This window comes from Aquimarina sp. AD1 (genome assembly GCF_003443695.1).
In the GTDB taxonomy this organism is placed as follows: domain Bacteria; phylum Bacteroidota; class Bacteroidia; order Flavobacteriales; family Flavobacteriaceae; genus Aquimarina; species Aquimarina latercula.
The window spans coordinates 2,955,335-2,968,040 of sequence record NZ_CP031966.1 but is presented as its reverse complement, the minus strand read 5'-3'; the positions used below and the strand labels follow the sequence as shown (position 1 = coordinate 2,968,040).

The window sequence follows — 12,706 nt, the reverse complement described above, 5'->3', positions numbered from 1 at the left end:
ATTCGGGGAAATAGTTATCAATGAGCTGTAGCATGATGTAAAATAATATTATGTTTTGGTATTTAATTTTTTAAAGAAAATTTTCTAATCGCATCCAAGATCTACTCTCGAAGCTAAATCATTATTAGGGAAACAATTTCCAGAATTTATAGATTGAGGTACATATCTCGTAAGATTGGGATCTCTTAAGCTATTTTCAATGAATGATACGAGATTATCTATTTCAGTTTTATTTAGTTTGATATCACCAAATTGTGTTGCAAGATTCTCTGATGGGACTTCATTGCTTTGAGGGACACCATCAATTTTATACTCAACAACTTCCTTTATAGAGGTAAAAGTTCCTCCATGTCCGTAAATACCATTATCCGTTAGATTATATAAAGTAGGGGTTTTAAACTTATAGTTATCCGCAGCAACTTTTGTAAAACCACCTCTTCCTTTTTTAACATCTTCGAAATTTACATTTGCGAGAACAAACGCATCACTTGTATTATCAAAATCTCCCATACCAAAGGCATAGAAATTTTTATCATTTAGTGCTGGCCCAGTATGACATTGATAACATTTTCCATCACCAAAGAATGCCTTTGCACCTTTTTTCTCATCATTAGATAAAGCACTGTAGTTTCCTTTAAGCCACTCTTGCCAAGGAGATTGATTCGGTAATACGGTTCTTTCGTATGCGGCGATAGCCAGTGCTGCATTTGTAGTAGTATATCTTTCATTTACTGGAGAACCAGGGAAGGCATCATCAAACATTTGTTGATATCCAAAATTAGAAACAAAATTATCGTCTACTAATAATCGATGTACTCCTTGTCCTTTTATGGCTTGAACCTCAACACCTTCAAAACCAATAAAATTTTCAGGAATATTTGTCCAATTTGCTTCGGTACCAAGATTTGTTCCAGAACCTCCGAATTGCCCATTCCATAACATGATATCTTGATATGCAACATTTAATACAGTTGGTGACTTAATAGGTTGAATATCGGAATCACTTACTGCAATATTAGGATCAAAAGTTCTTCCTTCTCCACTAGTTCCAAAACCTATTCCTGCTTCTCCAATCCCTTGTCTAATACCAGCAGCAAAACCTGCGGCAGCATGATGACAAGATGCGCATGAATATGTAAATAAATTAGAAGCAGTTGTAGGATTTCCTCCAGTGGCGGTTTCATGAAATAGAAGCTTTCCTAAAGCTACTTTTTCAGGAGTTATTGGGTTTAATGGGTCTTGAGGAATATTATTAAATTGATTACTATCAGGAAGTATAAAATAAGCTGCTCCAATCCCACCAGAAATGATTTCTAATTGATCTAAGACTTGTTTGTCTAATCCAGTTGGCCCTAAAGGTGCTTTCGAAAATGATGTTTGATCTACTTCTTTGTCTAGTAATATATAATCATCCTTTTCACAGGAAAATAGTCCCAAAATAAGGATAAGTAAGTATATCTTTTTCATGAAAATAAGTTTAAATTAAAATGTTATATTTTTTCGTTTTATATCTTGAATAATCATTTTGAGAAATAATTTTCTAGTTGCAATAAAAATTTATTCTTGATATAAGAGCTTTAGTCAAGAAAGAGTATTTATTTTTTTATGGAGTAGAGATATCAATTGATACATTGATATCTCTTAAGCTATTTCCTTTAAATGGTACAAGATTGATTATTTCAGTTTTAGTTGGTTCTATATAATTAAAACGTTCTTCAAGATTTTCTGCTAGCATTTCAGTATTTTGAGATACATTATCAGTTTTGTACTCAATTATTTCTTTTTCTAGTAATATAAAATCATCTTTTTCACAAGAAATCAAGGTCATAAGGGCAATAAGTAGGGGTATTTTTTTCACGGGGTAAATTTTTATTAATAGGTTATTTTAAGATAAATTAATTGTATATGGGTTTACTCTGCTTTGTATACTAATCCTAGAGAGAAACCTGAAGCTCGATCGTAGTTTTTTCCACTCATATTAGTTGTGTATCCAGAAGATATCCCTATACTTTGTTTATATATTGGGACATAGAGGTTAAGATAAAAATTAGTGTAATCTACTTCTGTTTCTGGTAATGCAGCAGCTCCACCAGCAGCAGCAAACTCGGGCGTTCCTATATCTAATCCATCTAATGAATTCTGAGTTCCAACTTTTGCATGTGCATAAAACCATTTGTTATAGTATCCAAGTTTAGCACTAAAAAGAGTAGCGTTTGGAATTTCAAAATCTGAATTATTTCTTAAACTATATGCAGCCTGTAATTCGACAAAAAGATTGGAAGGGGTACTAAGTTGAATAAAACCACAACCATCTACAGCAGTCGCACCATTGCCTAAAGAAAGTATCCCAGCCTCTTCATACCCTCCTACAGGAACAGAAACGCCAGCAGCGCCTCCAATTGCTACTTTTGCAGCATCCAGATTTTTTTCTAGAACTTTTGCTTTTAAGAAAAGACTTAAATCTTGTATTCCATTTACCTCATCGGTTTGGGACACAGGATCTAAAACTCCTGTTTCATTTTGAGTAGAAATATAAGGTAGCGTTACCGTAGTAGATAACCAATTAAGTATGCCATATTCACCATATACACTTATAACAGTTGATGAGATTTCTCCCATATTCATCGGGTTTGAGTTGGTTTGATCACTACCACGAAAAAAATTGTCATAACTTTTATAGGAATAAGAGGAAGCTAAAGTAAAATCGTTTTTTTGTGGAAAAAATCCATTTATAATAGTTTGTGCAGATACCGATGAAAAAAACATTAAACAACATATTACTGTTGTCATTTTAAGGTTGGTAATGTTAATCATAATTAGGTGTATTTAGGTTTTAAAAGTGATTACATATTTGGTATAAAGTGATAGTATCTAAAACTCTTATCTTGTTCTAAAGATGAGTAAGTTGGATACTACCTAAAGTACTATATGAATATTGTTTTTGGCTAAAAAGGATAAAAATTTGATAAATTAAAGAGGCTAATTGTTGCTTGTTATTGGAGTCTTTTTGTCATTTTTATTAAGGCTCCAATCATAGGTAACATACTTTTTAGTTATTTGCTTATCAATAGTAATGGTTGAATATTCATTTATAAAATCAATTACATCCATATGATTACTGGCAAAATCATCTTCGTACCATTCGAATAATTGAGAGATTCTAACTGTTTTAGAATTAATTTGATTTCTCTGTGGATCATTGATAAATTCTCGGGTTCTTTCCTCTAAGGCATAATCTATATTACTACTAGTGTATGCTCTATTCCATAACCTTGGCGAAGACATAGATCCACAATTAAGTAAAAAATGAATTCTAGGATCTCCAAATTTTCTTAAGATACTATGTTCAATGTCATCTAAACTATATCGAACATCTTTTGATTTAAATGCTTTACGTTTCCATGGATTTTCTATTTGATTTATGGATGCTATAGGATATTCATCAATAATCATTTTCATAACAGTAGCATTGTACACATTGAGCCAGTAGGCTAATTTTTCTTCTTTACTCCAATGATCTTCTGGAGAAATGTTTTGTAGATATCTAAAGTATTTATAAAATACTAATACGTCATTTGTAACACCATCATAGTCAACCAAACCTTCGTCGGTCACGTTAAGAACCAGAATCTGATCCCATGCATTATGATCTACAATTTCTTGTGAATTAATGTTGAAAAATGACAATAAAATTAAAAAAAATAAAGGGGTTTTAAGAGCTTTCATCTTGAAGTTATTTTAGGGGTTTTTTTGTTAGTAGTTAGATAAGTTACCTAAAAATTGGGCTAAAAACAGGTTTTTAGTGTGAAAATTCGATGAAATACACGTAATTTCTTACAATTTATTGTAAGGTTGTAACTACATTACTGTAAAACCATTAACATAACTTTATAAAAATTTAACAATTTGTGTTTTTTTGAATTTTCCCCGGACATAATTTAGCCTTAATTTTGACTTATACACCAGTCCAAAATTTTAGCTATGTTTCTGGCATCATCAATTCCTCTATGATGGGTTCCTTCTAAAGAGATATTTAAGATCTCTAATGCTCCATTCATTCCAACTTTTTTTCGAAGGCCTCTAGTTTTAGTAAAAAGCTCTTTTACATTGATATGATTTTGAGATAATGGATATTCTATTTCTCTAAAACTACATTGTTTTTTCATCATATTTAAATCATATTGACCATAACTTGCCCAAGTATGTTGGTGTCCCTGATATTTATTTCTTACAATTTCACAAGCCTCAATAAATGATATACCTTCTTTATTTAATAGGTCCTGCGTAATCGTAGTTAATTCTGTGCAGAAAGGACTTACTTCGGATCGTTCTGGTTTGATGAGTATTCCATCATTTTTAGAAATCTCTCCAGTTTCTGTATTCAATAAACAGATACCTATCTCTATGATCTCAGGTACTTGTCCTTTTGGTATTGGGCCATTCCAGCATGTCGCTTCCAGGTCAATGATTATGATTGTATTTATTGTTTTCATTTTAGTCTTTATAATTATGGACCTCACAATCTGCTGTTACAGATGTAAGGTCCTGTTGTTTTTAATTTTTCGGAATTGTTACTAATTCTTCTCTATCTAAAGGGTCAATGTTTTGATCCAATAGTTTGATTGCTGATTGTACTGCCCAGCATTTGTCACTAGAATGAATATTAGAATATAGCCCAAGTAGATAAGAAGGTTCCACAATACTCCATCCTTTTGCCATACGATTAGGAATATTAGATTTTACAAAAAAGTCAATTGTGACTCTCACGGATTTTTCATCTTCTGTAAGTATAGTTTTTTCGTATCTTCTAAAATTCTCATCACTTGGTAATTGATCATATCGCGTCCATACCTTTTGGAAATTATTTTCCAGTAATATGTTCATTACCTCGGCAACATTTTTTGGATCAACAAAAAGATCAATATCCTTATGATCGTGTGCATGTTTATATTCTGTGTGGTCTAATGGCGATAGAAAATGCCAGGCCCAACCTCCAGATAATATCACTACATCTTTGAGAGATACTAATATTTCTAATGCATATTGGATTCTATAGCTAGGCCATAGTTCTCCATATCTTTTTTTGTTATGTGGAGCTCCCATATTTCTTTTTTATTTTTTGTCATCACGCTGTAGCCCAGGATCCATTGTTATTTGATAAGGTAATTCCTTATTTGGATTCCAACCTACTCGCGAATGACAGATGATTATTATTTCTTTTTCTTCTTCGCTTTTTTAGAAGATGTATTGGTCTTTTTACCTTTTTTTTTCTTCTTTTTGGGCATTTTGTCTTTTATCCTTTTTTCTTCACCTTCGATATCACTCATGAAATAATTGTTATAGGTATATTCTTTGGCAATTTCAAGAGAGACAAGTGCTTCTTTGTACATTTCTTGCTGTTCAAAAAGAATTCCTTTTTTAAGGTATAGAAGTGCCTTGTCTGTACCTTTTAAGGTTACCGCAAAGTCAATTAATTTTTCTGCTTCATTATAATCTTCATTCCAAAGCAATACATTGATATATTTAGGATATACATCTAATGCATACATATCTTCTGCCAGTGCTTGTTGGTAATACTCTTTTGCGGTTTCATAATTTTTAAGGTTTTCAGCATAAATCTGCCCCATTAAACAAAGCGCCATTGGATTTTTTTCATCATATGACAACGCATAGTTCAATGATTCTACAGCTTCTTCTAAGTTATATGGATATGCATCCAATGCCTGAAATAGATATTTGTCTAGTAAATTCCCCATGATCTTAATTTTTTAGTTCGTTGCGCAAATCTTTTTTTAATTGTTGTCGATTCGACGCATACGATTGTTTCTTATGTTTTTTCTTAAAATCAGTACCCTTAAATATTCTAATTGGGTTACCCCGCTGTATATTCAAGTGATTTTCCCATTGGTCGCTTAGCGACTGTTGTAATTTGGAAAGCTGACTTTGATGTACTTTTTCTTTTAATCGTTCTATAGCGGTTTTTTTATTTTGATGTTGCGATCTGCTATCCATGACTACTACTTGATCTCCTGTAGGATGATAGGTAGCACGTACTGCAGAATTTACTTTGTTTACATTTTGGCCGCCAGGACCTGAACTGCGCATTGCCTGAAAAGAAATGTCTTTTTCTTTAATAGCTATGGTTTGTTCCTGTTTTACTTCATACATCCCGATAAACCAATTTTTCCTTTTATGATGCTTCCGGAATTTAGAGGTCCCAATCCATTGAATGGTTCCTATCCACGACGCTATAAAAAGGTCTAGTTCTTTTCCTTTTACTTGTATTGTTGCAGATTGTAAGGTTCCATTTTCAAAACCTTTTTCTCTTTGTAGTATGCTGTATGTATATCCGTTATTTTTAATGTCTTCAAGAAATAGTTTTAATACTTGCGCTACTACCCAGCAACATTCTACGGGTCCTCGTCCAGCGGTTATTTGAATTATTTTAGTTTTCATTTTTATATTCTTTTTTAAGCATTGAGGAGTTTTTGATTCATTAAACTCCTCAATATCTTACTTATCCATTCGCACGATTTTTGGTGTAAATGTTCCAACTACCTCAACCAACTCTTGTTGATTCGCCATTACTTTAGTAATATCCTTGTACGCCATAGGTGCTTCATCAATTCCTCCACCAATTAATGTAACATCATTTGCTTTCAATTCTTTTTTGATATCACTCTTGGTAAATCTCTCTTTACACTTTCTTCTAGAATGTAATCTTCCAGCACCGTGTGATGCAGATTGCAAACTTTCTGGGTTCCCTAATCCTCTCACTATAAATCCTGGAGCTGTCATAGATCCCGGAATAATTCCTAGCTCACCTTTTGCAGCAGGAGTAGCTCCTTTTCTATGCACGATGCACTCCTCGCCATTTACTTCTTGTTTCCAAGCAAAATTGTGATGATTTTCAATTTTTGCAACAGGTCGTGATCCTAATAATTTTCCGATTCTGGCATGAATATCATCGTGACATGCTTGCGCATAATCTCCAGCAAGATTCATTGCTAACCAATATTCCTGACCATCATGCGTATTTAGATCTAGCCAAGCTAATTGTTGTACGTGTTTTGGCAATGGACATTGTTTGGTTGCTAAATAAGTATAGTGTTTTGCAATATTGGCTCCCAATCCTCTGGAACCACTATGTGATAGCACACCTATATATGTACCTACATCCAATCCCCATTCATTTTCTGTATCTGTAATAGCTACAGTTCCAAATTCTACAAAATGATTACCACCACCAGATGTTCCCAATTGTTTATATGCTTTGTCTTTCAATCTTTTTACTAGAGGTATGTTCTTAAACTCTTCTCTTTCAAAGATCTCATGATCATGCTTTATTTTATGGGTTTCATACATCCCGAATTTGGTATGCTCAGACAATATGTTTTCCAATTGATGCTTTTTCCCTTTTAAATAGGAGATAGCAATCGGATAAATTGTTAGACACATTCTACATCCGATATCTACTCCAACACCGTATGGAATCACGGCATTTTTTGTGGCAAGCACTCCGCCAATAGGCAAACCATATCCGCTATGTGCATCTGGCATTAAAGCTCCCGCAACTGCTACTGGTAACTTGAGTGCATCATACAATTGGTATTTTGCTTGCTCATCGATTTCATTTTCGCCATAAATCTGAAATGGTGATCTGGTAGTTTTTAAAGCGTGCTTTTTTACTTCCACTGGCTTTAGTAAACTCTCAGCAATCTTGCCCCATACGCCATCACCTTGATAGGCTTCTGGATTTAATAATACCTTTTTAGCTTCTATTAATATGTGTTCTTTTTTTACTCTTTTTTGATATCGATTAATCTGACCCAACGTCACATTAATACTATTGTTTTTTGGAAAGCCTAATTTGATTAAGTCTTTTCCGCTTAATTTCTTTCCCATGATATTTCTTCTTTTATAATTTCTTGGATCTTATGTTTTTTAAGACCCCTTAATTTGCTATTCGTTTTGAGCTTTTCTTTTCTTCCTTTTGAAATCTGCCAATAATCTTTCCAGTTGTATTGTTTTTGTACCTCCTCGAAGTATCCATTTTTTAACAACCTTTGGTCTAGTAATGCATCTTCACTTTCCAGTTTTGGATCTATTCGTTTGCTATGTGTTACATAAGCTTTCGTAAATTTGATCCTATATGTACCTTTCGGTAGATTGACATAAAACCGAAGTTTTAATCTCTTTTCCTTAGTATAATACCTGAAGGGAACACACATTCTTTGTGCACCATCACTAAGCTTATTAAAGGACCTACGACTTATGGTTGGCAATTCTTTGTTAATTAAATATTTTGAAGTTTCCTGAAGCCATTTTTTATCAGCTTCTTCTTTGGTTCTTCCCCAAAATGATTTTTCTAACTTTTTGTGTAATTCTTCAATGTATTTTTGATTTTTATATTTTTCTACATTTTTGGTAATTACAGATTCTTTAAACCAACCATGACGAATAGGTTTTTCTAATTTTATATACCCTAGATTTCGTTGTTCTTCCCAGATTTTACGCTGCCTTTTTTGAATACGACGAATCTCTTTTTGTCTTTGGCTTTTAATATGTGCCGGTTTCATTAGACATTTTTATTTAATTCATAATTGTCTTAATAATGATTCCAGCATACCTTTTGATATCTGAAATCCTAACTATTTTGGTTATAAAATTTCATTTGATTATTGTTTAGGTTAATGTTTGTTTATTTTGTTTTTCGGAAAGAATTATTCATAACAACACTTCAGTGGTACTGTATTAAACTCGTTGAAAGAGTCCAATCCAAGAATTGAATATGTTTTAAGTTATTGAAAGTAAAAAGTCCGAAACTTTTTCAGGCTTCGGACTTTAAATCAAACTGATAGGATCAGTTTATGAATTATAGAAATCTCGAAGCATACGCATAAAAGAACCTGGTTCTCTTAGTGTATATGTATATATGTTTTTAAATGTCATATTACTTCGGTTATTAATAGTTATTATTTTTGTTGCTGTATTGCGGTGCAAATATGAAATCTATTTTTTAAGTATGCAAATTATTTTTCAATTTAATTTATTGACTATCAGTAATTTGTGTTTATTTTTAGGCAAAAGTATTCCTGTTCGTTTAGTAACGAATATTGATCTATTTGCTAATTAACTGTAGTTCTTATGAGTATCGCTCAAACAACATTTTATTGAATGTTCATAGTTTCTAAAAAATAATACATAAAAAAAGCGTCCATTTTTTTTGGACGCCCTTTAGAATATATATTTCTCTAGTTTTTTATCTATGCTTTCGATTCGAAAACAGCTTTACAGCGTCCTTTTTTATGTGTACAAAATAGATTCATAGATATTTTAAACTTGTTTTTTTGTTCTTATTTATATTGCAAATATCAGTTTATTCTTAAATAAGTTCCAAATTTTAGGAATAATTCATTTTGATTCTGAATAAGATAAGTAAGATTTCTAGAAACCATATTTAATCCCAATTTGTGCTCTCCATCTAGAGTTTTGTAAATCTATGTTCCAAGGTTGCTCATCTGGATCGACATTAAATTGATATTGCGGTTGTTCATTTTCTATTCCAACAAAATTGAGTAAACTAAAACTTGAATTAACTACATTAGGTACAAATACTAAACGTCCCCAATCACGATTGATAAAGTTAAATACATTTAACATATCTAAAGATACTGTGATACTATGTCCATTTTTTAGTTGTTTTCCATATTGCAACTTCATATCTAATTCGTGATTCCAAGGAGTTTTGGCTCCATTTCTTTCTACATAATTACCTCTTCTGCTTCTTAAATAAGAATTGTTCTCGATATAGTTGTTTAATTGTTGCCATTGTTCATTTGCTGAGCTCGTAACAATGCCATTATTATCTACAATATCTACTAGTTGTATTTCTGATTGGTCTCTAGGTACATATATGAGATCATTTCTAGAGGAACCATCTCGATTAGGATCTCCTTGGTATACAAAGGAATAAGGGCTTCCAGAACGACCATTATATAAAAATGAAATAGATGCAGTATTGGTTTTTCCAAAATTAATATCGTAAGAATGTGTGGATACTATCTTATGTCTTAGATCAAAATTAGAAAAAGAAATAGCAGGTTCATTCCCGAAAATAGCCTGATTCCACTCGAAGTTGGCTGCAGGAGAACTTCTTACAGTACTTGAGATATCTTTACTTTTACCGTAGGTATATCCAACAGTTCCTCTATAATTTCCAATTCTTTTAGAAACATTAGCGGTTATATTGTAACGGTATCCTTTATCTGTATTGGTTAATAGGAATACATTGGTAAAATTTTGATTAATTTTTATATCCTCACCTGTTTGCAGAAAATAAGGACGATTGTCTGCACCAGCAAAATTCCCAAGTTCATTTCTGCGATTGATGGATTGAAAAAATAATCCATTTAATACTTCGGTATACGTTCCTTCGAGATTTACATTCCATTGATGAGGTAATTTTGCTTCAAAAGCTACATTAGTTTTCCATTCTCTAGGTAATGTAAAATCATTATCAATTAAATTAATTTCGGTAAGATTAGGTTGTACACTGCGCAAATCTGCCAGGTTCTCCGTAAGTGGAGTAGCATCTGTGGGACGTAAGTCGATGTTAAAATATTCTGTTCCAGATATATATTCTACATAAGCAAACCATAAATATGGGATTCTACCGGAAAATAGTCCAGTACCTCCACGTAATCTATATCTATTATTAGTATCTAATGAATAATTGAATCCTAATCGAGGATTAAATTGCGGTGCATTGGAAATTTTGTTATCAAACTGACTGAACTCTGGTGTGTTCAATACTTCTTGACTTATCGGTAAGTCACTTGGTAAGAATTGAGCGTCGAGTCGAATACCTGCGGTAACAGAAAATCGGTTAGAAATTCTGAATTGATCTTGTAGATAAAGCGCTGTTTCTATAACCGAAACGGTTGCGGATGGTCGGCTAGTTACAAAATCAAAATCATTATTGTTAATATTGTAGACGCCACGCACTCGACTAGGGCTATCATCTAAAAAATCTTGTACAGATCGGTACTCCCAACGCCCGTTCCAAGCAGATAAAAACCCATAATCTACATCATGAAACTGCGCTAATCCGCCTGCGGTAATTGTATGTTTTTGTGAAGTGTACGATATTTTATCGGCTAATTGCAGTGTAGAGAAATCAGTGCTATACACGGAAGCTTCTCTATAGGTTCCGGCAAATATGCGATTACTAGAATTAGAAGCTATCTGGATATGTGGAAATACACGTCCATCAAAATCTCTGTCTTCTTTTACCGTATTGTATCCTAATGTAAGTTGATTCGTAATTCCATTAGTAAGATTGGATTTTAACTCCAATGCTAAGCTATTGGCAATACTGTTATGTCGATATCCTTGATTCCCAAAGTTAAATATAGAAGAGCTCCATTCTAAATTATCAGCAAAACTGTTTACATAGTTATTACGTACTGTAATTTTATGCTGACCTGATAGATTATAATCTAATCGAGCAAATATTTTGGTACTTGCAGTTTTAATAGAAGCGTTGGTAAAAGAACCTGGATCATAATTGTATTCAGAAATTAGACGGTCAGCAATTAATTGTACATCTTCTGAAGAAATATTAGAGGTTGCACTACCAGGAGCATTTAATACAGGATTGTCAGAAAGTGCCTGTTCCACATTTACATAATAAAATAATTTATCTTTTATAATCGGTCCTCCGATTCCACCTCCAAACTGAACATCATAGAAGTTAGCACTTTCTTGCTTGATACCATCTGCATAGTTACCTAATAAAAGCTGATTGTTTCCGTATCCATATACTACTGCTTTTGTGGTATTTGTCCCATTTTTAGTTACTAAATTAATGCTAGCACCGCTAAAATTTCCGATACTTACATCAAACGGAGCTAGTTTTACGGAAAGTTCTTTTACTGCACCTAATCCAATTGGTTGGGTTCTAGAGAGACTTCCTGGGGTTCCGTTGGCAGAGGATCCTGCCGCTCCACTTGCAGGTTCCTGAAAACCGATCACATCATTATTGGCAATACCATCGATATTAAGATTGTTAAAACGATTACTAGCACCACCAAAAGAATTAAGGTTATTTTCTGTTAGATTTTTAGTAAGATCCTGAATACTTCTGTTGATAGTTGGAGTGGTTCTAAGTTCTCGTTTTCCTAGTAAGGTTTTATTACCGTTTTTTTGACTTTTAGAAGAACCTGTTACTACAACAGTTTCTAAGGATACACTATCCTCAGACATCACAAAGTTTTTAATAGTGGTATTTCCCAATTGAATCCTAACATTTTCTTCTATGACGGTCTGAAAGCCAACATATGAAATTTGTAACTTATAAGTGTTAGATGGAGATAGGTTGGTGATATTATAAAAACCATTTTCTTCTGAAATAGTTCCGTATTTGTAATTGGTAGAAACATCAATACATTGAATAGTTGCAAATGGTATTGGGTTATTTTCGGTATCGGTAAGTGTTCCCTGAAGTGTTCCTGTGGTTTCTTGAGAAATGATTAGATAAGGTGTAAAAAAAATAAAAATGACTTTAAGAAAGAGTTTCATGTATTATAATATAATTGAGCGTATCATTAACCACATAGTAAGACGTTTATCGAAACGTTTAAGATTACTTAGACGCATCAATACACGATATCATCCATAGGTTGATTAGTGTTTTTTTAATAAA

Annotated in this window: 11 protein-coding genes; all 11 read right to left on the bottom strand. The window is 32.8% G+C overall.

Annotation, left to right across the window (positions count from 1 at the left end):
• Window positions 1–84: 84 nt before the first annotated feature.
• The 11 genes from D1815_RS13010 to D1815_RS12960 all read right to left on the bottom strand — a co-directional run bounded on the left by D1815_RS13010 (window position 85) and on the right by D1815_RS12960 (window position 12,582).
• Window positions 85–1,467, bottom strand: a complete 1,383-nt coding sequence (locus D1815_RS13010; RefSeq protein WP_118387458.1) for a cytochrome-c peroxidase — start codon at window positions 1,465–1,467, stop codon at window positions 85–87.
• A 136-nt stretch (window positions 1,468–1,603) separates the two neighbouring features.
• On the bottom strand, window positions 1,604–1,858 hold the full coding sequence (locus tag D1815_RS13005; protein WP_155839768.1) for a hypothetical protein: 255 nt from the start codon (window positions 1,856–1,858) through the stop codon (window positions 1,604–1,606).
• A 53-nt stretch (window positions 1,859–1,911) separates the two neighbouring features.
• Complete coding sequence (locus D1815_RS13000; RefSeq protein WP_118387456.1) at window positions 1,912–2,814, bottom strand: hypothetical protein; 903 nt, start codon at window positions 2,812–2,814, stop codon at window positions 1,912–1,914.
• A gap of 165 nt (window positions 2,815–2,979) precedes the next feature.
• Window positions 2,980–3,726: a DUF547 domain-containing protein gene (locus D1815_RS12995; protein WP_051336317.1), complete on the bottom strand. Its 747-nt coding sequence runs from the start codon at window positions 3,724–3,726 to the stop codon at window positions 2,980–2,982.
• Between the two features lie 218 nt (window positions 3,727–3,944).
• Window positions 3,945–4,493: a 3'-5' exonuclease gene (locus tag D1815_RS12990; protein WP_118387454.1), complete on the bottom strand. Its 549-nt coding sequence runs from the start codon at window positions 4,491–4,493 to the stop codon at window positions 3,945–3,947.
• Between the two features lie 61 nt (window positions 4,494–4,554).
• Window positions 4,555–5,103, bottom strand: a complete 549-nt coding sequence (locus D1815_RS12985) for a hypothetical protein (RefSeq protein ID WP_118387452.1) — start codon at window positions 5,101–5,103, stop codon at window positions 4,555–4,557.
• Window positions 5,104–5,210: 107 nt separating this feature from the next.
• Window positions 5,211–5,756, bottom strand: coding sequence for a hypothetical protein (locus D1815_RS12980; RefSeq protein ID WP_027395313.1), 546 nt, complete (start codon window positions 5,754–5,756; stop codon window positions 5,211–5,213).
• 4 nt (window positions 5,757–5,760) lie between these two features.
• Window positions 5,761–6,456, bottom strand: a complete 696-nt coding sequence (gene prfH, locus D1815_RS12975) for a peptide chain release factor H (RefSeq protein ID WP_118387450.1) — start codon at window positions 6,454–6,456, stop codon at window positions 5,761–5,763.
• Window positions 6,457–6,513: 57 nt separating this feature from the next.
• The gene (locus D1815_RS12970; RefSeq protein ID WP_118387448.1) at window positions 6,514–7,905 is read right to left on the bottom strand and encodes an RtcB family protein; all 1,392 of its coding nucleotides are present in this window, start codon (window positions 7,903–7,905) and stop codon (window positions 6,514–6,516) included.
• Window positions 7,890–8,579: a hypothetical protein gene (locus tag D1815_RS12965; protein WP_027395316.1), complete on the bottom strand. Its 690-nt coding sequence runs from the start codon at window positions 8,577–8,579 to the stop codon at window positions 7,890–7,892. The genes D1815_RS12970 and D1815_RS12965 overlap by 16 nt, the downstream gene beginning before the upstream one ends.
• Window positions 8,580–9,447: 868 nt before the next feature.
• Entirely contained in the window at window positions 9,448–12,582 is a 3,135-nt protein-coding gene (locus D1815_RS12960; protein ID WP_118387446.1) for a TonB-dependent receptor, read from the bottom strand.
• Window positions 12,583–12,706 lie beyond the last annotated feature (124 nt).

Coding starts and splice junctions, on each gene's coding strand:
- D1815_RS13010 (WP_118387458.1), bottom strand. CDS start 1,467: ATGAAAAAGATATACTTACTTATCCTTATTTTGGGACTATTTTCCTGT.
- D1815_RS13000 (WP_118387456.1), bottom strand. CDS start 2,814: ATGATTAACATTACCAACCTTAAAATGACAACAGTAATATGTTGTTTA.
- D1815_RS12995 (WP_051336317.1), bottom strand. CDS start 3,726: ATGAAAGCTCTTAAAACCCCTTTATTTTTTTTAATTTTATTGTCATTT.
- D1815_RS12990 (WP_118387454.1), bottom strand. CDS start 4,493: ATGAAAACAATAAATACAATCATAATCATTGACCTGGAAGCGACATGC.
- D1815_RS12985 (WP_118387452.1), bottom strand. CDS start 5,103: ATGGGAGCTCCACATAACAAAAAAAGATATGGAGAACTATGGCCTAGC.
- D1815_RS12980 (WP_027395313.1), bottom strand. CDS start 5,756: ATGGGGAATTTACTAGACAAATATCTATTTCAGGCATTGGATGCATAT.
- prfH (WP_118387450.1), bottom strand. CDS start 6,456: ATGAAAACTAAAATAATTCAAATAACCGCTGGACGAGGACCCGTAGAA.
- D1815_RS12970 (WP_118387448.1), bottom strand. CDS start 7,905: ATGGGAAAGAAATTAAGCGGAAAAGACTTAATCAAATTAGGCTTTCCA.
- D1815_RS12965 (WP_027395316.1), bottom strand. CDS start 8,579: ATGAAACCGGCACATATTAAAAGCCAAAGACAAAAAGAGATTCGTCGT.
- D1815_RS12960 (WP_118387446.1), bottom strand. CDS start 12,582: ATGAAACTCTTTCTTAAAGTCATTTTTATTTTTTTTACACCTTATCTA.